The sequence below is a fragment of the Wenzhouxiangella sp. XN79A genome (genome assembly GCF_012272825.1).
Classification (GTDB): domain Bacteria; phylum Pseudomonadota; class Gammaproteobacteria; order Xanthomonadales; family Wenzhouxiangellaceae.
Genome location: NZ_JAAWWS010000137.1, coordinates 51,178 through 70,881, shown reverse-complemented (window position 1 = coordinate 70,881; position 19,704 = coordinate 51,178). Strand labels below are relative to the sequence as shown.

The 19,704-nt window shown below is 67.0% G+C and carries 18 protein-coding genes and 3 tRNA genes; 15 read left to right on the top strand and 6 right to left on the bottom strand.

Translation table 11 applies throughout. The features are described 5' to 3' along the window. Window positions 1–15: 15 nt before the first annotated feature. A complete protein-coding gene (locus HFP89_RS05005) occupies window positions 16–948 on the bottom strand; it encodes a LysR family transcriptional regulator (protein ID WP_168716548.1) in 933 nt (310 codons plus the stop codon). A 131-nt stretch (window positions 949–1,079) separates the two neighbouring features. On the opposite strand from HFP89_RS05005, the gene aceB reads away from it, so the two are divergent. From aceB to clpA, 4 genes are all read left to right on the top strand, one after another. Beyond that, window positions 1,080–2,672, top strand: a complete 1,593-nt coding sequence (aceB, locus tag HFP89_RS05000; RefSeq protein WP_168716547.1) for a malate synthase A — start codon at window positions 1,080–1,082, stop codon at window positions 2,670–2,672. 27 nt (window positions 2,673–2,699) lie between these two features. After that, entirely contained in the window at window positions 2,700–3,995 is a 1,296-nt protein-coding gene (gene aceA, locus HFP89_RS04995; protein ID WP_168716546.1) for an isocitrate lyase, read from the top strand. Between the two features lie 142 nt (window positions 3,996–4,137). Beyond that, window positions 4,138–4,464 (top strand): ATP-dependent Clp protease adapter ClpS, encoded by a 327-nt coding sequence (gene clpS, locus HFP89_RS04990; protein ID WP_168716545.1) that lies wholly within the window; start codon window positions 4,138–4,140, stop codon window positions 4,462–4,464. 90 nt (window positions 4,465–4,554) lie between these two features. Next, complete coding sequence (gene clpA, locus HFP89_RS04985; protein ID WP_168716544.1) at window positions 4,555–6,831, top strand: ATP-dependent Clp protease ATP-binding subunit ClpA; 2,277 nt, start codon at window positions 4,555–4,557, stop codon at window positions 6,829–6,831. Window positions 6,832–6,941: 110 nt separating this feature from the next. Here the strand turns inward: clpA and infA are convergent, their stop codons facing one another. Both infA and HFP89_RS04975 read right to left on the bottom strand, forming a co-directional pair. After that, window positions 6,942–7,160 carry a translation initiation factor IF-1 gene (infA, locus tag HFP89_RS04980; RefSeq protein ID WP_168716543.1) on the bottom strand — a complete coding sequence of 73 codons (219 nt, stop codon included), beginning with the start codon at window positions 7,158–7,160 and terminating at the stop codon, window positions 6,942–6,944. Window positions 7,161–7,228: 68 nt separating this feature from the next. Further along, window positions 7,229–9,952, bottom strand: coding sequence for a glycosyltransferase family 39 protein (locus HFP89_RS04975; protein ID WP_168716542.1), 2,724 nt, complete (start codon window positions 9,950–9,952; stop codon window positions 7,229–7,231). Window positions 9,953–10,128: 176 nt separating this feature from the next. Here HFP89_RS04975 and HFP89_RS04970 point away from each other — a divergent pair. The 5 genes from HFP89_RS04970 to HFP89_RS04950 all read left to right on the top strand — a co-directional run bounded on the left by HFP89_RS04970 (window position 10,129) and on the right by HFP89_RS04950 (window position 12,365). Beyond that, window positions 10,129–10,204 (top strand) — tRNA-Gly (locus HFP89_RS04970). Between the two features lie 73 nt (window positions 10,205–10,277). Next, window positions 10,278–10,351 (top strand) — tRNA-Cys (locus tag HFP89_RS04965). Window positions 10,352–10,513: 162 nt separating this feature from the next. After that, window positions 10,514–10,600 (top strand) — tRNA-Leu (locus HFP89_RS04960). Between the two features lie 153 nt (window positions 10,601–10,753). Then, on the top strand, window positions 10,754–11,077 hold the full coding sequence (locus tag HFP89_RS04955) for a hypothetical protein (RefSeq protein WP_168716541.1): 324 nt from the start codon (window positions 10,754–10,756) through the stop codon (window positions 11,075–11,077). A gap of 37 nt (window positions 11,078–11,114) precedes the next feature. Continuing rightward, window positions 11,115–12,365 carry an arginine deiminase family protein gene (locus tag HFP89_RS04950; RefSeq protein ID WP_168716540.1) on the top strand — a complete coding sequence of 417 codons (1,251 nt, stop codon included), beginning with the start codon at window positions 11,115–11,117 and terminating at the stop codon, window positions 12,363–12,365. Between the two features lie 212 nt (window positions 12,366–12,577). On the opposite strand, the gene HFP89_RS04945 is transcribed toward HFP89_RS04950, so the two are convergent. After that, window positions 12,578–13,357 (bottom strand): murein L,D-transpeptidase, encoded by a 780-nt coding sequence (locus HFP89_RS04945; RefSeq protein WP_168716539.1) that lies wholly within the window; start codon window positions 13,355–13,357, stop codon window positions 12,578–12,580. Between the two features lie 710 nt (window positions 13,358–14,067). Here HFP89_RS04945 and HFP89_RS04940 point away from each other — a divergent pair. From HFP89_RS04940 to HFP89_RS04930, 3 genes are read left to right on the top strand one after another with little or no spacing between them, the layout of a single operon-like run. After that, window positions 14,068–14,760 carry an EAL domain-containing protein gene (locus HFP89_RS04940; RefSeq protein WP_168716538.1) on the top strand — a complete coding sequence of 231 codons (693 nt, stop codon included), beginning with the start codon at window positions 14,068–14,070 and terminating at the stop codon, window positions 14,758–14,760. Further along, entirely contained in the window at window positions 14,747–15,589 is an 843-nt protein-coding gene (locus tag HFP89_RS04935; RefSeq protein ID WP_168716537.1) for a DUF6502 family protein, read from the top strand. Before HFP89_RS04940 ends, HFP89_RS04935 begins: the two co-directional genes overlap by 14 nt. Next, entirely contained in the window at window positions 15,586–16,266 is a 681-nt protein-coding gene (locus tag HFP89_RS04930) for a hypothetical protein (protein WP_168716536.1), read from the top strand. The genes HFP89_RS04935 and HFP89_RS04930 overlap by 4 nt, the downstream gene beginning before the upstream one ends. A gap of 128 nt (window positions 16,267–16,394) precedes the next feature. Here HFP89_RS04930 and HFP89_RS04925 read toward each other — a convergent pair whose 3' ends face one another. Both HFP89_RS04925 and HFP89_RS04920 read right to left on the bottom strand, forming a co-directional pair. Further along, window positions 16,395–16,919, bottom strand: a complete 525-nt coding sequence (locus HFP89_RS04925) for a hypothetical protein (RefSeq protein WP_168716535.1) — start codon at window positions 16,917–16,919, stop codon at window positions 16,395–16,397. 149 nt (window positions 16,920–17,068) lie between these two features. Further along, window positions 17,069–17,740: a DNA-3-methyladenine glycosylase 2 family protein gene (locus HFP89_RS04920; RefSeq protein ID WP_168716534.1), complete on the bottom strand. Its 672-nt coding sequence runs from the start codon at window positions 17,738–17,740 to the stop codon at window positions 17,069–17,071. Window positions 17,741–17,809: 69 nt separating this feature from the next. On the opposite strand from HFP89_RS04920, the gene HFP89_RS04915 reads away from it, so the two are divergent. From HFP89_RS04915 to HFP89_RS04905, 3 genes are read left to right on the top strand one after another with little or no spacing between them, the layout of a single operon-like run. Next, the gene (locus HFP89_RS04915) at window positions 17,810–18,676 is read left to right on the top strand and encodes a class I SAM-dependent methyltransferase (protein ID WP_168716533.1); all 867 of its coding nucleotides are present in this window, start codon (window positions 17,810–17,812) and stop codon (window positions 18,674–18,676) included. After that, window positions 18,673–19,080, top strand: coding sequence for an HIT family protein (locus HFP89_RS04910; RefSeq protein ID WP_168716532.1), 408 nt, complete (start codon window positions 18,673–18,675; stop codon window positions 19,078–19,080). Before HFP89_RS04915 ends, HFP89_RS04910 begins: the two co-directional genes overlap by 4 nt. Then, the gene (locus tag HFP89_RS04905; RefSeq protein WP_168716531.1) at window positions 19,077–19,637 is read left to right on the top strand and encodes an NUDIX hydrolase; all 561 of its coding nucleotides are present in this window, start codon (window positions 19,077–19,079) and stop codon (window positions 19,635–19,637) included. The genes HFP89_RS04910 and HFP89_RS04905 overlap by 4 nt, the downstream gene beginning before the upstream one ends. The last annotated feature ends 67 nt before the right edge of the window (window positions 19,638–19,704 follow it).

Here is a 19,704-nt window from a genome sequence, read left to right as displayed (position 1 = left end):
ACAAGCCGCAGGCGGTCATGCTGCGGATCGCCGGCCAGCGAACTCGGGCTCGGGAAACAGGTCCGGCGACATCAGTTCGATGAAGCGTCGGGCCTGCGGCGTGAGGTAGGCGCCCTTGCGCATCACGACGCCGTAGGTGCGCTGCGGGAACCAGCGGCTGACGTCGCGGGTGACCAGTTCGTCGCGGTCGCTGTCGCCGAGACAGATGCTGGTGACGATCGAGATGCCCATGCCCTGTTTGACGAACTTCTTGATGACCTCCCAGCCGCCGACTTCCAGCGTGACCCGGAACGGCAGCTTGTGCTTCTGGAACACCCGGTCGATCAGGGTATAGGTGGTCAGGCGTCGCGGCGGCAGGATCAGGCCGTAGGGGCTGATGTCGGCCAGCGTGATGTCGCGCCGCCGGGCCAGCGGGTGGTCGCGGTGGGCGATCAGGACCGGCTTGAAGCTGTAGATCGGCCGGTACGAGATGTCGTCGGGCACGTCGATCATCGAGCCGACGGCGAAGTCCACCTCGTCGCTGCGGATCAGGCCCATGCCGTCGGCGCCGGTGACGTTGTGCAGGTGGACGAAGATGCCCGGATGCTGGCGTCGGAAGCGCTGGAGCAGGGCAGGCAGCAGGTGAAGGATGGTCGACTCGCCGGCGGCGATCCGGATCTCGCCGGAATCCAGCCGGCCGAAGGCACGGGCGAATTCGTCGGGCAGCGCGTCGATCCGGTCGACCAGCGGACGGGCCAGTTCAAGCAGCGTCCGGCCGGCCGGCGTCAGGTGCAGACGCGAGCCCTGGCGATCGAACAGCTGCTGGCCCAGTTCCTCTTCCAGCGCGCGGATCTGCTGGCTGACCGACGGTTGCGAGACATAGAGACGCTCTGCCGCGCCCGACACCGTGCCGGTGCGGGCGGTCTGACAGAAGGCCCGCAAGTGCTTGAGAAGGTTGCCCTTGTACATTGCCGTTCCGGTCCGGGGAGTGCGCTGGCGCCCAGTGTATTGGAAAAACGAATGGCGCATATCCAATTATTTGATTTGTCATATACCGGTCATACCCCTAGTCTTGCGGCGCCTACGCCAGGAGAGCCGCAATGCCGCCCCACGCCCCGAACGACCAGGCCCACGCACGACTGGTCCTGCCGCCGCCCGAAGGAACCGAAGCGCTGTTCGACGAGGCGCTGCTGGAACTGCTGGCCGACCTCGGGCGCCGCTTCCGTGCGCCGGTCGACCGGCTGATCGAGAATCGGCAGGCCGTGCAGGCCCGGCTGGACGCCGGCGGCACGCTGGATTTTCCGGCTGAAACGCGCGCGATCCGCGAGTCCGACTGGACCGTCGCGCCGATTCCGGCCGACCTGCAGGACCGCCGGGTCGAGATCACCGGGCCGGTCGACCGCAAGATGATCATCAACGCCCTGAACAGCGGCGCGCGGGTGTTCATGGCCGACTTCGAGGATTCCAGCACGCCGAGCTGGTTCAACATGGTGCACGGCCAGCAGAACCTCCACGACGCGGCTCGCGGCACCATCGACTACACCGCGCCGAACGGCAAGCACTACGCGCTGGGCGACGATCCGGCCGTGCTGATCGCGCGCCCCCGCGGATGGCACCTGGACGAGAAACACGTGCAGGTCGACGACCGGCCGATCCCCGGCGGCCTGTTCGATGCCGCCTGCTTCGTCCACCACAATGCCCGCACGCTGCTGGACAAGGGATCGGGCCCGTACCTGTACCTGCCCAAGCTGGAAAGCCGGCACGAAGCCGCGCTGTGGGAAGAGGCGCTGTCGCGGATCGAGCAGGTGGTCGGCCTGGAGCCGGGCACGGTCAAGGTCACGGTGCTGATCGAGACCCTGCCGGCGGCGTTCGAAATGGACGAGATCCTGTACGCGCTGAAGCAGCGCATCGTCGGCCTGAACTGCGGCCGCTGGGACTATATCTTCAGCTATATCAAGCGCTTCCGGAATCATCCTGACAAAGTGCTTCCCGATCGTGAACAGGTCAGCATGACCGTGCCGTTCCTGAAGGCCTATTCGCAGCTGCTGATCCAGACCTGCCACCGGCGCGGCGCGTTCGCGATGGGCGGCATGGCCGCACAGATTCCGATCAAGAACGACCCCGAGGCCAACGAGGCGGCACTGGCCAAGGTTCGCGCCGACAAGAAGCGCGAAGCCTCCGAAGGCCACGACGGCACCTGGGTCGCGCACCCGGGGCTGATCCCGATCGCGATGGAGATCTTCGACGAATACCTGCACGGGGCCAACCAGCTCAACAAGCTCCGGCGCGATGTCGAGGTCAGCGCCGCCGATCTGGTCCGGCCGACCGAGGGCACGATCACGGAGGCCGGCGTGCGCGGCAACATCCGCGTGGCCATCGAGTACCTGGCGGCCTGGCTGGACGGCCAGGGCTGTGTACCGATCCGCCACCTGATGGAAGACGCCGCCACCGCCGAGATTTCCCGCGCCCAGCTGTGGCAGTGGATCCGCCACGAAGCCGGCCGCCTCGACGACGGTCGCGACATCGACGCCGAGCTCGTGCGCGGCTGGCAGGCCGAGATCGTCCAGGAGCTGCGCGCCGAAGGCGGCGTCGGCGACCAGCTCGATGCCGCCGCCGAACTGCTGGACCACGTCACCCACAGCGACGATTTCATCGAATTCATCACCTTGCCGGCCTACGACCGGCTCGACTGACCCCGCCCGGAGCCACGGAGAACCACCATGAATGAATCCACCAACGTCAGCGACATCATCGAAATGGAGCGCGACTGGACCGAGAACCCGCGCTGGAAGGGCGTGAAGCGGCCCTACGACGCCGCCGAAGTCCATCGTCTGCGCGGGTCGATCCAGGTCGAGCACACGATGGCGCAGATGGGCGCCGAGAAGCTGTGGCGCCTGATGCACGACGAGCCGTTCGTCAACGCACTCGGCGCGCTGACCGGCAACCAGGCCATGCAGCAAGTCCGCGCCGGCCTGAAAGCGATCTACCTGTCCGGCTGGCAGGTGGCGGCCGATGCCAACAACGCCGGCCAGATGTACCCCGACCAGTCGCTGTACCCGGCCAGCTCGGTGCCGGACGTGGTTCGCCGGATCAACAACACCCTGCGCCGCGCCGACCAGATCCAGCATTCCGAAGGCAAGGGCAGGATCGACTGGTTCGCGCCGATCGTGGCCGATGCCGAAGCCGGGTTCGGCGGCGTGCTGAACGCGCACGAGCTGATGAAGGGCATGATCGAGGCCGGTGCGGCCGGAGTCCATTTCGAGGACCAGCTGGCCTCGGCCAAGAAGTGCGGCCACATGGGCGGCAAGGTTCTTGTGCCGACCTCCGAAGCCGTCAACAAGCTGGTCGCCGCTCGCCTGGCCGCCGACATCGAAGGCGTGCCGACGATCATCGTGGCCCGCACCGACGCCATGGGCGCCAACCTGCTGACCGCCGATATCGACGAGCGTGATCGCGAGTTCTGCACCGGCAAGCGGACGGTCGAAGGGTTCTACGAAGTCAAGGCCAGTCAGGCGCAGGCCATTTCGCGCGGTCTGGCCTACGCCCCGTACGCCGACCTGGTCTGGTGCGAAACCTCCACGCCGAGCCTCGAGCAGGCCAGGGAATTCGCCGAGGCCATCCACGACGAGTACCCGGACAAGATGCTGGCCTACAACTGTTCGCCGTCGTTCAACTGGAAGAAGAACCTGTCGGAAACCGACATCGCGCGGTTCCAGCGCGAGCTCGGCGCGATGGGCTACAAGTTCCAGTTCATCACGTTGGCCGGTTTCCACGCGCTGAACTACTCGATGTTCCAGCTGGCTCGCGGCTACAAGGCCCGCCAGATGGAAGCCTACGTCGAGCTCCAGGAAGCCGAGTTCGCGTCGGAAAAGGACGGCTACACCGCCACGCGCCACCAGCGCGAGGTCGGCACCGGCTATTTCGACGAACTGACCCAGGCGATCAGCGCAGGCCAGTCGTCGCTGTCGGCGCTGCGCGGCTCGACCGAGGAAGACCAGTTCGACGAGACCGCCTGACCCCCGAGTCCCGCGCGCGGCCGGCCGCCGGCCGCGCGCCCCCCGCAGTTGCGCGCTCGAGCGCCGACCGACTTGAATCGACGCGCCGCACCCACCACGTTGCGGTACCATCAATCGCAATTGCGAAGCGCTCGCCGAGTCGATGAACGAACCGTCCCGCAATCCCGGTCTACCGAACGACGGACTGGCCCTCGAGGAGTCCCGTCCCGAGGTCAGGAAACCGCCGCTGTACAAGGTGGTGGTCCTCAACGACGACTTCACGCCGATGGAGTTCGTCGTCGACGTGCTGAAGCGCTTCTTCGGCCTGGAGCACGACAAGGCCACCCAGGTCATGCTGCACGTCCACACCCGCGGCCGCGGCGTGGCCGGCGTGTACACCTACGAGATCGCCGAGACCAAGGTGATCCAGGTCAACGATTACGCCCGCGAGCACGAGCACCCGCTGCAGTGCACGCTGGAAGAATCCTGATCCCCGTGTCCGGAACCGGCCCGGACGCGGTATGGTCGAAGCCGGACAGACCACGCGCGTGCCGCCTGCGCGGCAAGGAGCGACCCCGCCATGTTCAGTAAGGATCTCGAGCTTTCGATTTCGCAGGCCTACCACGCGGCCCGCAGCCGCCGGCATGAGTTCCTGACCGTCGAGCACCTGCTGCTGGCGCTGATCGACAATCCGTCGGCGCGCTCGGTGATGCAGGCCTGCAGCGTCGATTTCGAACGCCTGTCCAGCGAGCTGGACCAGGTGCTCGACGAGACCATTCCGGTGCTGTCGCCGGGCGACCAGCGCGACACCCAGCCGACAGTGGGCTTCCAGCGGGTCCTGCAGCGCGCGCTCTACCACGTCCAGTCGGCCGAGAAATCCGAAGTCCTCGGCGCCAACGTGCTGGTGGCGATCTTCGCCGAGAAGGATTCGCATGCGGTCTACCTGCTGGCCCAGCAGGACGTCACGCGGCTCGACGTGGTCAATTTCATCTCGCACGGGATCAGCAAGGGCGAGCCCGGTCCGGAAAGCGATGAACCCGCTGCCGAAGCGCCGTCGGAGGAGGGCGAGGGGCAGAAGTCGCCGCTGGCCAGCTACGCGACCAACCTCAACGAGCGGGCTCGCGAAGACCGCATCGACCCGCTGATCGGCCGCGAAGCCGAGATCGAACGGACCGTCCAGATCCTGTGCCGCCGGCGCAAGAACAACCCGCTCTACGTCGGCGAATCCGGCGTCGGCAAGACTGCGCTGGCCGAGGGCCTGGCGCTGCGCATCGTCGAGGAGAACGTGCCCGAGATCCTGCTCGATGCCGAGATCTGGGCGCTGGACCTGGGCGCACTGCTGGCCGGCACCAAGTACCGGGGCGACTTCGAAAAACGGCTCAAGGCCGTACTTGCCGAGCTCAAGAGCCGGCCGCACGCGGTGCTGTTCATCGACGAGATCCACACCATCATCGGCGCCGGCGCGGCCTCGGGCGGCGTCATGGATGCCTCGAACCTGATCAAGCCGGTTCTGGCCAACGGCGAGCTGCGCTGCATCGGCTCGACCACCTTCGAGGAGTATCGAGGCGTGTTCGAGAAGGATCGCGCCCTGGCCCGCCGGTTCCAGAAGATCGACGTCGTGGAACCGACCGTCAGCGAGACGATCGAGATTCTCAACGGACTCAAGCACCGCTTCGAAGAACACCACGGCGTGCGCTACGCACCCGACGGCCTGGAGGCGGCCGCCACGCTGTCGGCCCGTCACATCAACGACCGTCACTTGCCGGACAAGGCCATCGACGTGATCGACGAGGCCGGCGCGCGCCAGCGGCTGCTGCCGACGGACGATCGGGCCGAGGTCATCGGCGTCCACGAGATCGAGGACGTCGTGGCCCGGATGGCGCGGATTCCGCCGCGCCAGGTGTCGCGCTCGGACCGGGACGCGCTGCGCACGCTGGAACGCGACCTGAAGCTGACCGTGTTCGGCCAGGACACCGCGATCGAGACGCTCGCCTCGGCAATCAAGATGGCGCGTTCCGGGCTCGGCGAGGCCGAAAAGCCGATCGGCGCCTACCTGTTCGCCGGGCCGACCGGGGTCGGCAAGACCGAAGTCACCCGCCAGCTGGCGATGACCCTGGGCATCGAGCTGATCCGCTTCGACATGTCGGAATACATGGAAGCGCATACCGTCAGCCGGCTGGTCGGCGCGCCGCCGGGCTACGTCGGCTTCGATCGTGGCGGTCTGCTGACCGAGGCCGTGACCCAGACGCCGCACGCGGTGCTGCTGCTCGACGAGATCGAGAAGGCCCACCCGGACATCTACAACCTGCTGCTCCAGGTCATGGACCATGGAAAGCTGACCGACGCGAACGGTCGGATGGCCGATTTCCGCAACGTGATCCTGGTCATGACGACCAATGCAGGGGCGGCCGACATGAGCCGACGCAGCATCGGGTTCACCGACACCGACTCACGCCCCGATGGCATGGAGGCGATCCGTCGTCAGTTCACCCCGGAGTTCCGCAACCGGCTCGACGCGGTGATCCAGTTCGATCCACTGCCGTTCGAGGTGATCCTGCGGGTCGTCGACAAGTTCGTCATGGAACTGGAGACGCAGCTGGCCGATCGCCACGTGCACATCGAGGTCAGCAACCCGGCTCGCGAATGGCTGGCGCGGCACGGCTTCGACCCGACCATGGGCGCCCGGCCGATGAAGCGGGTGATCCAGCAGCACATCAAGCGGGTGCTGGCCGACCAGCTGCTGTTCGGCGAACTGGCCGAAGCCGGCGGCACGGTGAAGGTCGAGCTGGCCGAGGACGGCAGCGGGCTTTCGCTGAGCGTGGAGGGCGAGCCGGTCGCCGCCCTGTCGACCGACTGACGCCGACCGCACGATCCGATCGAGCGCCCACGACACCGCGGCGGAGCCCCTCCGCCGCCGTTCGGATCACTGGAATGCGGTCCGCGGCACGCGCCGCGAACGCCGGGAAATCACTTCATGCGATAGGTGATACGACCCTTGCTGAGGTCGTACGGCGTCATTTCGACCTTGACGCGGTCGCCGGTGAGAATGCGGATGTAGTGCTTGCGCATCCGCCCCGAGATATGGGCGGTGATGGTGTGTCCGTTGTCGAGCTCGACGCGGAACATGGTGTTGGGCAGGGTTTCGAGAACCCGGCCTTCCATCTCGATGTGGTCGTCCTTGGCCATGTGGCTCCGTGGCTTGTTAAAACCGCGTTATTGTGCCACCAAACGGGGGGAAAGCAAGCGGTGGATGCTCAACGAGGCGTTTCCACTTCGTCCCCGTCCAGGCGCTTGGCTGGATCCTGGCCCGGATAGCGCAGCTGCTCGGGGCGGAAACCGCGCGCTACGCGCCAGTACATCTGCTGGATCTTCCTGCCGTCGCGGTAGACCGGCCGGGTCTGCAGCGGGCCGAGACCGATCAGCGCATCGACCAGCCAGGGCTTTGTGATGACCTTGGTCTCGTGGCTGACCAGCAGCACCGGCCGGGTCGGGTCGGTGTCCGGGTCGAACCAGCGTTCCCACTGCGAGCCGCCCATGCCGACCAGGTTGCGTGCGGTGATGTTCTCGCGCCGGTCGTCGACGTCGTGGAAGCTCAGCGCGGCCGCGATGCCCCACTTGGCCAGTCCGACGACGATCGGGCGCTGGCCGGTCTCGGCTTCGAGTTCGGTTTCCAGCGCGTGGACCTCGACGGCGATCTCCGGCCAGCCGAGGTAGCCGAGCCGGTGCTCCTGCCACGGCACGCCGGGCAGCCCCAGCGCGACGTAGTGCATGCCGGCGCCGGCCAGGATCAGCGACAGCGGCAGCACCGGCCGCCAGGCGGCTGCGATCCCGCGCACCAGGCGCGGCGGCGCGGGGCGGACCGGGCGGTTGCCCGCGGCCTGGACGGCAGGATGGACGGTGGCAGCCAGCATCGGCAGCATGGCCAGCCAGACCGGCACGATCCAGTGGAACTTGGTCGGTGTGAATGCGGCAAAGCCGATGAACACGGCCAGCGGGCCGAGCGTCAGCGCCAGCATGAACCTCCGCGAACGCGGCGCCGGCGCGGCGAACCGGCGCAGCCGGGGCAGGGCGGCGACCAGCAGCGCAACCAGCCCGGCCAGCGGCAGCAGCATCACCAGCGTGTGGAGCACCGGAAGATGGGCCGCGAAGCTCGGATCTTCCTCGATCCGCCGGGTCGACTGGAACAGGAACGACGCCCAGTCGTTGCGCGCGTTCCAGACCAGCACCGGCGAGACCAGCACGCAGGCCAGTGCCACGCCGCCCCACAGGTGCGGCGAGCGGACCTGGGCGCGGGCCGAGCGGTCGAGCAGCATGAACAGCAGGATGCCCGGCGCCAGGAACACCATCACGTACTTGGCCAGCGCGCCGATCCCCATTGCCGCCCCGACCGCCCACCAGTAACGGGTCCGGCCGTCGAACAGGGCGGCCCGCAGCGCGACCAGCGCGCCCAGCCAGGCCGTGATCAGCGCCGCGTCGGTGGTCATCAGGAAGCCGGTCGCCAGCCAGGCCGGCACGGTGGCCACCAGCATCGCCGAAAGCAGGCCGGTGGTCTTGTCGCCGAACGAGCGGCCGTAGCGGTAGGCAAACACCAGCGAAAGCGGCGCGAGCAGCAGCAGCGGCAAGCGAACGCCGAGCACCGTATCGCCGGCCAGCGCGGTACCCACGGCGATCAGCCAGGCCGTCAGCGGCGGATGATCGAGATAGGACAGCGCCGGGTGCAGCGTGTAGACCCAGTAATACATCTCGTCGGGAATCAGATCGACTCGCCCGAGGTAGAGCGCGCGGAGCAGCAGCGAGACCGCGATCAGCCCGAGCGCAGCCAGCCGCCAGCGCAGCGTGGGATCGCGCAGCGCAGGTGCATCCGGCCGGTCGGCAGCCGGGAAGACATAGAAGATCGAGCCCAGGTAGTTGATCACCGCGGTCAGAGCCACCGCCGGCGCGATCGCCCAGGCGGCCGGAATGCCGAGCCCGTAGACCAGCGCCGCAAGCACGCCGCCGCGAAGCGCCAGCGCCAGCAGCGCCACGGTCAGAAAACGGAAATAGCGCGGCAACGCCGGGCCGGCCGCTGCATAGTCGCCACGAAAACTCCACAAGGCGTTCAGCGCGAAGTTCGACAGCGTGGCGACCAGGAAACTGCCGGTGTGCGCCGAGGCCAGCCCGGCGCCGAGGACCGTCAGCAGCCAGAACACGGCCAGGTCGACCGCCACGCCGCTCAGGCCGACCAGCCCGAAGCGGGCCATGTTGCCGCCGCTCATTCGCGCACCGCCGAACGCCGCCAGTCGACGCAGGAACAGCCACTGCACGCGCATCGTCATCTTCGATTCGCCGGCGGCACGGTCGTGGAACGTGAACGGCACTTCCTCGACGCGCGCGGCAGGGCGGGTCCGCAGCAGCAGTTCGAGCAGCACCTTGTAGCCGCAGGTGGCAGGTTCCAGCGAGGCCAGCCGCTCGGTGGTCGTGGCGAAGAAGCCCGACATCGGGTCGCGGACCGAGGTGAACGGCCAGGCCAGCAGCGCGGCGCCGCGCGAGATCGCGCGCCGCCAGGCCGGCCAGTTGTCGATGTCGCCACCGGCCGCGTGACGGCTGCCGACCGCGACGTCGGCGCGGCCGGTGCGAACCGGTTCGAGCACGGCGGCGACCCGATCGGCCGGGTGGCTGCCGTCGGCGTCCATGACCACGCAGAACCGCCCGCGCGCGGACCGGGCGCCGGCCAGCACCGACGCGGTCAGGTCGCGCGGACCTTCGTGTTCGAGCAGCCGGACCGGTCCACGCCGCGCATAGCCCGAGACGAGCGCCTGCGTGCCGTCGTCGGAGGCATCGTCGACGACCAGGATCTCGGTGGCGTCGGGCAGGTCGTCGCGGGCGAGCAGGGCGTCGAGCAGACGGCCGACCGTCTCGACTTCGTTCCAGGTCGGAACGATGACGGTCAGCTCGAAGGCCGGATCCGGCGCGGGGGCGGGCGGGGCTGCGGAAGACATCGGCGTGGTCGCGGAAACCGGCTGCGGAACAAGGGTGGACAAGCCGTGTCCACGGCCTGCGGGCAGTATACGTGGGGAGACTGCCGGCTGCCGTGCCCGCACCGGCATGGCCGGCGATTTTTTCGCCGAGGGGTGTTGACAGCCTTCGGATCGTGATTACAATAGCCGACTTGTTCGCGGGAATAGCTCAGTTGGTAGAGCACAACCTTGCCAAGGTTGGGGTCGCGAGTTCGAGTCTCGTTTCCCGCTCCAGCTTCCGATCGACCCCGGCGCCGCCGGGGTCTTTCATTTCCGGCGCCCCGCGCTAGAATGGTGTCGCTGTTTCGGCTAGGTGGCAGAGTGGTTATGCAGCGGCCTGCAAAGCCGTGTACCTCGGTTCGACTCCGGGCCTAGCCTCCATCCTTCGCGAACCCGAAGCGCCCGCGCTTCGGGTTCGCTCATTTCGGTCGCCGGGCCTCCGGCAGCCGACGGCATCTCCGACTATCATTCATCGAGTCGCCCGGCCCGGTCAACGGCCTGGTCCGGGCGCACACCCGCGCTCGATCCGACGGGCGCAGCCCCGCCCGGGTGGTGAAATTGGTAGACACGGCGGACTTAAAATCCTCTGGCCGCAAGGCCGTGCCGGTTCGAGTCCGGCCCCGGGCACCATTACTGCACCGTCGCTGCTCTCGCGACGGGACTCTCGTGCCTGCTTTGCCTGCGGCCGAAACGGCGCTATGATCGAAGGCCGCGGGAGGTCGTCGTGCCAACCGGCATGCGGCGTCGGTCTGCGGCAAACGCCATGGCGGGGAGGGAACGCGGATGTCCGATTCCGGGAAACCACCGAAACGACGCTACATGCGCTTCGAGCCGGACGAGGTCGTGATCGCCGAGGTCCAGTTCATCGATGCCGAACCCGACGACCGGTTCTTCAAGCCGCGACTGGCCGGGCCGGTGCTGGATGAATCCTACGATGGCTGTGCGCTGGTTGCGCTCCGCCACGCGCTGCCCGACGGCGTGACCGAAGGCTCGCTCTGCCTGATCAAGCTCAACCGGATGGGCCCGATGCGGGCCGAAGTCCGCTGGATTCGGGCGCTGGACGACGATGTCTGCAAGATCGGTGTCCACTACGGCGACCCACGCTGAGACAATAGCGGCTCGTTCACGCCGGGAGCTGCCGCCAATGTCCATTTCGATCCGCCTGGACTCCGAGATCGGAGCCCTCGATACCGTGGTCGTGCACACGCCGGGCCCCGAGCTGGAGAACATGACGCCGGCGACCGCGGCCGAGGTGCTGTATGACGACATCCTCAGCCTGCCGCTGGCGCTGAACGAACACCGTCAGCTCACCGGCGTACTGCAGCGCGTCGCGCGGGTGGTGGAGCTCCGCGACCTGCTGGCCGACGTTCTCCACCGGGAACGGGTCCGCCGCACCCTGATCGAGGAGCTCTGCGAGCTGTTTCGCTGCCCGGAGCTGATCGCCGACCTCGACGCCCTCGAGCCCGAGGTCCTGGCCCGTCAGCTGATCGAGGGCACCGGCAAGCGCATCGACAGCCTGGAGAAGTTCCTGGCGCCGTCGCGCTATGCGATTCCGCCGCTGCCGAACACCTTCTTCACCCGCGATGCCACGATGTGCGTGAACCAGAAGGTGATCATCGGTTCGATGGCCTACAAGGCCCGGGTCGCCGAAGCGCTTCTGTTGAAGGCGATCTTCAAGTACCACCCGCAGCTGACCGGCGGCGGCTTCTACTTCGACGGCACCGCGAACCCCGACTCGGAAGTCACCATCGAAGGCGGCGACCTGCTGGTGATCCGCGAGAACCTGATCGTGATCGGCTACAGCGAACGGACCTCGGTGGCCGGCATCGATCGACTGATGCGCAGCATCGCCAGCCAGGGGCCGGTCACCGATTTCGTGGTCGTCGAAATTCCGAAGACCCGCGCGACCATCCACCTGGACATGCTGTTCACGATGGTCGACCGGGATGCCTGCGTGGCGTTTCCGCCGCTGGTCACCGGTTCACAGCGCTGCCGCGCGTACCACTGCAGGTTCGACGGCGACGGCGAGGGTGGGGCGCGCATACGTGAGCACGACGGGGTCCTGGAGGCACTGAGAACGCTGGAGGTCGATCTCGAACCGATCCCGTGCGGCGGCGATGACGCGTTCAACCAGGAGCGCGAACAATGGGCCAGCGGCGCCAATTTCTTCGCCTTCGGTCCCGGCCGGATTCTCGGCTACAAGCACAATGTGCATACGATCGACGCGCTGGACGCGGCCGGCTTCGCGATCGTCGACGCCACCGCGCTGCTGGCCGGCGAGGCAACGCTCCCGGACAGCGGCCGGGTGGCCGTGGGCATCGACGGCGCGGAACTCAGCCGCGGCGGCGGCGGCTGCCGCTGCATGACCATGCCGCTGGGCCGTGCGCCGGCCTGATCCGGTTCTCCGCGGCGCGGTCGCATTCGACCGAACCCACACAAGCGCCCATCGCGGAGTCGTCCAGACGAGCGATGGACCTCGAAACTTTCGAGGTTTTTCCACTATCGATCTGTTCTTGCTAAGAAAAAACGAAGAACAGCTCGCGGTTTTCGAGCTTTGTACAGTACCGTCTGCGCAGCCGTTCGTCGATTGATTTCGTCAATACCGCCTCAGGGCGCCGTGAGGCCGGCGGCCGGCGCGACCGGTCCTTCGTCGGTGTCGGCCACGCGATAGACGCCACCGCGCAGGTCGATCCGCGGCGAGAAGCCGTGGTCGTCGAAATAGCGATCGAGCGGCTCGAGCATCGCCCAGAAGTCGCGATGCGGCGATCGGGCGTGGCGGGCCAGGTTATCGGGCGTCATCCGGAATGGAAACACCTGCACGTCGACGGCATCCTGGCCGTTCTCGAACGCGGCTTCGACCAGCACCCAGAGCTGCTCCATGTAGTAGTCGGTGATCGCGAAACAGCCGACCGAGGCACAGCCGCCGTGAATCATGATGTTGCTGCCGGTGGCGCCGACCGATCGGTCGCGAGCGTTCGGAAACCCCAGATCGAAGGCCAGGTGATACTCCGAGCGCGGGTTCATCTGCGCCGGAGTGACCCGGTAGACGCCTTCGGGCGCCTGGAGATCGCCTTCGCGAAGTTTCGGGCCGAGCTCGCCGGAAAGCGCGCAGATCCTGAACGAACGGAAGTGACGGTAGCGGCCGTCGCGCAGCAGGTGGACTTCGAGCTCGCGCGATTCCTTGTACACGCGCAGATGGACTCGCGCGCCCAGCTCGAAACCGTCGCGGGCCAGCCAGTCACGCAGGTAGTCGGCCTGGTTCAGCCAGGCCCGTGTGGCCGGCGGATGCAGCGCGGCGGGTTCTGCGGCCGCAGCCGGCAAGGCACAGTGCAGACCGACAAGGGCCAGCACAGCGGTCGACAGGAATCGCGGACACGGACGGAACATCGGTGAATTGTCTACCGGGACGGCCCGGAACTCAATGAAATCCGGTCGATCGGGGGAAGACGCTGCCGATGGGCTCCATGCCGGGGCTCGGCGCCATCCCCCGGCGTGGCATCCTTTACTTAACATAATATACATTATGCGCATAATTGTCCGGGGCGTTCTGGTGCCAACAAGACCGGGACGTTGCCGATGGCTGCGACCGTTCTGTTCGCCCTCACGGTCCTGGAACCGCGCTGGAGCGATCCGGCGTGTCCCGGCCCCGGCTCGGTGGCACGGCCATGAACCGCCGTGGAACCCGCTCTGCATCGGTGAGTCCTGCGGTTGCCCGGCGGCCGTACCGCCCGATCGGATTCAGCAGCGGCGGACCGGGCCACGGATTCGGGAGCCAGGCGTCGACCGATGCAGAAACCGCAAGGCTGGCCGGCCGGCGGCCACACGATGTCGCATGCCGCGCAACAAGCCCGCCCGCACGGCAACAGGCCGTTCCGGGCCGGAGCATCCTCGTTCCGGGTTCCTCGCGTCAGGGTCGAAGACGTTGGCGCTGCGTCGGATGGCGTTCACGGATGCTGACGTTTTCATCACATAGAAATTGACATCTTTGGCAATCCGCATTAATGTCGAATTCGAATCGACCCGGAGTGCCGCACGTGAAACCCTCGACTCGACCGTTGCAGCGCCCGGTGTCGGAATCGCCCCCGGAGCCGTTCCGGATGGCGGTTCAGGACATCACGCGAATCGATTCCGATCCCGGCCATCCGCGCTGGGTGGAATTCCTCGTGCGACCTCGATCCTGTCCACCGGAATCACCGCTGAGCTTCATCCAGCGCGCCTACCGCACCCACGGAACCTTGTTCGATCTCGGCATCGCCGAGGAATGCCTCAGCCAGGTCGATCTCCTGCCCGAGGACTGCCGATTCAGCATCAACATCGCGCCCGACACGCTCTATGACGGCCGATTTCTCGACCACCTGTTCGCTCGCCTCGAACAACGATCCATCCAGTCGAACCGGCTGATCCTCGAAATCGTGGAGTTCAGCGGCGCTGTGGATCTGCGGCGAGCGACGAGCCAGATCGAGCGGCTGCGTAGCGCCGGCGTTTCACTCGCGCTTGATGACTTCGGGCCCGGCTTTTCCAACCTCGACCTCGTCGCCGCCGACCACATCGACTTCATCAAGCTCGATCGATCACTGCTGCACGACGTCCATCGTTCGCGATCGAGATTCCGCCTGATCGTGGGGTTGCAGCAATTGGCCCGTGCCACCGGCGTCGCGCTGGTGGCCGAAGGCGTGGAATGCATGGAACAACTCGATCTGATTCGCGAAACAGGCATTGAATGGATTCAGGGCTTCCTGCTGGGACGCCCCTACTTTCTTATGGAGGAAACCGCCGATGCACGCCCATGACCTGTCCCACGAAAACGAAGTGGCCGGCCAGCTGGCCGAAGTCATCGAGCGCTTGTTGCGCCCCTTGATCCGCCTGTTCGTCGGGCGGGTGTCCTGCGATTTCATGGTGCGGATGCTCAAGCGTCTGTACATCGAAGAAGCCAAGACCTGGATCGAAAAGCACGACGGTTCGCGGGTCACGAAGTCGAAACTGGCGCTGCTGACCGGCCTCGACGCCCGGACCATCGCTTCGATCGAAGAGCGGGTCTCCATCGACGAGGACATCCAGTCGCGCACCGTGTTCGCCGAAGCCTGCGTGCTGTACCACTGGACCGAGAATCCGGACTACCAGGACGAGCACGGCGCACCCGCCGTGCTGCAGATTCTCGGTCGGCCGCGCACCTTCCAGACCCTGGTCAGTCCGCTGGTCGGGCGCTCGGTCACGGCCAAGACCGTACTTCAGCGCCTGATCGATTCCGGGAACGTCGAAATCGTCGACGAAACCCATGTCCGCCTCCTCGACCCGCATTACCAACCGGTTCAACGCTCGGAAGCCACGGTGTTGAACTCGGGCTCCTGGTCGCTTTCGCGACTGTTCGAAACCATCGAAAACAACCTCAACGCCGACGACAGGGACGACCGCCTGCTGCAACAGGATCGCTACTCCATCAGCATTCCGATCCAGGACGTCCCCGCAGTACGAGCAGCCCTGCGCGAAGTGCTGCTCCGGCACATCAAGGAAGTCGAATCCCTGCTTGAAGACCACGAGAGTGACCGGGAAACCGGCACGACCCTCGGCGTGGGCTGGTTCGTCTTTCAGCAACCCCAACCTTCGGGAGAAATCGCATGACTTCATTCATCGACACCACCATCGAGCGCAACGGCACCGGCATCGAACGCAACGGCACCGGCATCGAACGCAACGGCACCGGTATCGAACGCAACGGCACCGGTATCGAACGCAACGGCACGGGCATCGAACGCAACGGCACCGGCGCGCGGCGCGGGATCGCACTGGCCTTTGCGATGACGCTGATCACGGCCCTGGGTCCGGCCACCGCGAATATGACGATCGATAGCGACGATCTCTTCGTCACCGTGGACGGTACGCGGATCTCGTTCTTCAAGGGCAGCGAGCACTGTCACATCGTCGGATCCGGCACCTTGATCGACGGCTACGCAACCTTCGACCTGACCTCCAGCGCGGGCGTGCGGGCCCTGATTGGAAGCGCCGATGCATCCTCGCTGGAAAATCAGGGCTGCGACGCGGAGTACATCCGGGTCGTGGGCAACGGCACCGGCGACAAGGTGGTTGGAAACGGCACCGGAAGCAAGGTGGTCGGAAACGGCACCGGCGACAAAGTGGTCGGCAATGGAACCGGTTCTCCGGCCGCATTCTGGGGCGAAATCGAGATCGCGCTCGACGATACCGCTTCGACGGCTTCGGTCCTTCTCTACAAGGCCGATGCCGACGGAAAGACCGCAGACGGACGTGCGCTGCAGGTGACGGTAACCGAGCTGCGCTGAGCAGGCAGGAACTTCCAGCGTCCGAGCGACGCCTGGCGGTAGGGGCAAGTGCCGCACGATCGTTCGTGCGGCACTTTTTTTTCAGCCGCCGGTCAAGGCCGCGGCGGCAGCGGGCAGGCGCGGCTCCTTCACTGCGCGCCGTCGAGCGCCGGCATCGGGCCGGGGCCACGGGTCCGCAGGTAGCGGTCCGCCGAACTCTGGTCTTCGCGGATCTCGCTGACGGTCCGGCAGCGCGTGGACTTGAAGTTCGTCCCGACGCGGTGTTCGCGCCGACAGATCACCTGGTCCTCGTCGCGGCCGATCACGGCAGCCCACAGCGCCTGGGTGGTGTTGTAGACCTCGGTCTGCGCGTTGTTGTTGAGCTGATCGATGCTGTCCACGCCGTCGAGCATCTCGCGCAGATCCTTGCTGATCTCCTGGACGCGGCGCATTTCCAGACGATTCAGTTCGCGCGGCTCACCGGCTTCGAGATCCTGCTCGAGGGTATCGAGAAAGACCAGGAATTCCGCGGTGTCGACGATCCGCGGCGCCTCGGCCCGAACGGTCGGCTCGGCGGCGGGCTCGGCCTGTGTGGGGGCCGAGGTGGTGGACGCGCAGCCGGAAACCAGCACCAACAGGCAACTTGCAGACAGCAAGGAAAGCAGTGAACGCATAGTTCGGAAACTCCGATGGAAATGGATAGGGTCGACCAACGGTATCGCAGCCGCACTCGAATGGCAACGTTTCATGGCCTTCCGGGCGGATCGTGCCGGGAAGCCGGCGTTGGATCGGACCTCGTCGCGCCCCCGGTCATGGGAACCATTCACTCCTCGGGCTGGCCGTGCAGGTGCCACATCAACAAGGCCATTGCGCTGCGGTGCGGCGACCAGGCCCGACCGATCCGGTCGGCTTCCCGAGCATCCGGCCGGGACGGCAGGTTCTTCAGCCGCTGAAGGCCGGCCCGGACGCCGAGATCGTCGACCGGCCACACGTCGGGACGACCGAGCGAGAACAGCAGGACCATCTGGGCGCTCCATACCCCGAACCCCTTCAGCGAGGTCAGCGCCGCGATGACCTCGCTGTCGGCCTTGTCGTGGAGCGACTCCGGGTCGAACCGGCCGCTCTCGATCGCCTCGGCCAGCGCGCGGGCATAGCCGATCTTCTGACGCGACAGGCCGATCGCGCGCAGATCGGCATCCTCTTCGAGCAGCAGCGCGGCAGGCAATGGTGGGTCGCCGATCCGAGCCAGCAGCCGTTCGTGGATGGTGGCTGCGGCGCGGACCGACAGCTGCTGGCCGGCCAGTACCTTCAGCAGGTGCCCGAATCCGGGCGCCCCACTCCGCCGTTCGGCCGGAAATCCATGCCGCTCGAGCGCCGCGGCCACATCCGGATCGCTACCGGCCACGCTGCGCAGCGCCTTGTCCAGATGGGCCTGGTCGAGTTCGAACGGCATCAGTCGGTGGGTCGGGTGCGAATGCGGCGGAGAGTATTGCATGACCGCAACGAACCCACGGCGACGCCGACCGGGGTACCCTGCGTCGCGTATTCGAGACCAGGATCGTCGATGGACCCCGACCCGCCTTCAGAAGCCCGCAGCACGGCGAGCGCGGCGATCAAGCGCATGAAGCTCTATCAGCACCTCGAGCGCGTCGAGCGCGCGTTGAACGCCAGCGACGCGCGTACCCCCTGCCCGCCGGAGACCTTCGAAGCGCTGGACCAGCTGCACTACGAAGGCCGCGACGCCGTCGACCATGCCGCCGGAGAGCTGGGGCTCGGCCCGGGCCGTTGCGTGCTCGATGTCGGCTCGGGACTGGGAGGTCCGGCCCGCTGGCTGGCCCACCGGCACGGCTGCCGGGTCGCCGCGCTGGAGCTGCAGCCGGAACTGGATCGAGCGGCCAGAACGCTGACCGCGCGCTGCGGACTGGACGAGTCGGTCACCCACCTGTGCGGGGACGTGCTCGATCCGGCCAAGGCGCCCGGCCCGTTCGACGCGCTGGTCAGCTGGCTGGTGTTCCTGCACATCCCCGATCGACCCCGGCTGCTGACCCGCTGCCGCGAGCGGCTGCGCGACGGTGGCGGTCTGTACGTCGAGGATTTCTACCTGCGCGCGCCGCTGACCGACGACGAGCGCCGCCTGCTCCACGACGAGGTCTTCTGCAGCCACCTGGTCGACCGCGAGCGCTACGTCGAAGAGCTCGGCGAGGCGGGCTTCGAGGACGTCGAGTTCGAGGATCGAACCGCGACCTGGCAGGAGTTCGTGATCGACCGCCAGCAGCGCTTCGATCGACAACGCGAAGCCTATGTGGCCGAGCACGATCGCCCGACCTTCGATGCCCTGAACGGGTTCTATCGCACCATGCGGACGCTGTTTGCCGGCGACCGACTCGGCGGCGTCCGGGTCGTCGCGCGCGCCGCAGCGGGGCCGACATGAGCGCGTTCGAGATCGACCCGCGGCTTGCCGCCGACTCGTTGCCGGTGATCGAGCTGGACCTGTGCGAGGTCCGCCTGATCAACGATGCCCGCTATCCCTGGCTGATCCTGGTGCCGCGCCGCGCCGGCCTGGTCGAACTGATCGACCTGTCGGCGGACGATCGCGCGCGCCTGGCCGAGGAAGTCGACCGCTGCGCCCGGGTGCTGAAATCACGCACCGGTGCCGACAAGATGAACGTGGCCGCGCTCGGCAACCAGGTGCCGATGCTGCACGTGCACGTCATCGCGCGCTTCCGCGGCGACGACGCCTGGCCGGGCCCGGTCTGGGGCGTGTTGCCGGCCTCACCCTATTCCGACCGGGCCCGAACGCTGCGGGCCGAGCTGGCCGAGGCGCTGCGGACATGAGCGATCGGACCCTGGACCTGCTGGCCGAGTATCTCCGGCACCATCCGGACGAGCGGACGACGGTCGATCGCTTCTACGAACTGATTGCAACGACGCCGGATTGTTACGAGCGCAGCGGTCGGCCGGGTCACATCACCGGTTCGGCCTGGCTGGTGTCCGAGACCGGCGACGAGGTGCTGCTGACCCACCATCGAAAACTCGACCGCTGGCTGCAGTTCGGCGGCCACAGCGACGGCGATACCGATCCCCTGTCGGTCGCGACCCGCGAAGCGATCGAGGAATCCGGACTTCAGGTGCGGCCGATCGGTCCGGGTCTGCTCGACATCGACATCCACGTCATCCCGGCCCGCCCCGACGATGATCGGCACCTGCACTACGATCTCCGTTTCGCCTTCGTCACCGCATCGGGCCGCGACTACGCCGTCAGCCACGAATCGAACGACCTGGCCTGGGTGGCGATCGACCGGCTCGACGAGTTCGTCGACGAGCCCTCGCTGCTGCGCATGGCCCGGAAGTGGAGCGACTGGCAGGGACGCGGCCTCGCCGCGCTCGACTGATCGGTGCGGAATCGCCGTCGCGACGCTGCGGCCCGAGGACTGTGCTAGCCTTCTCCGGCCATACGCC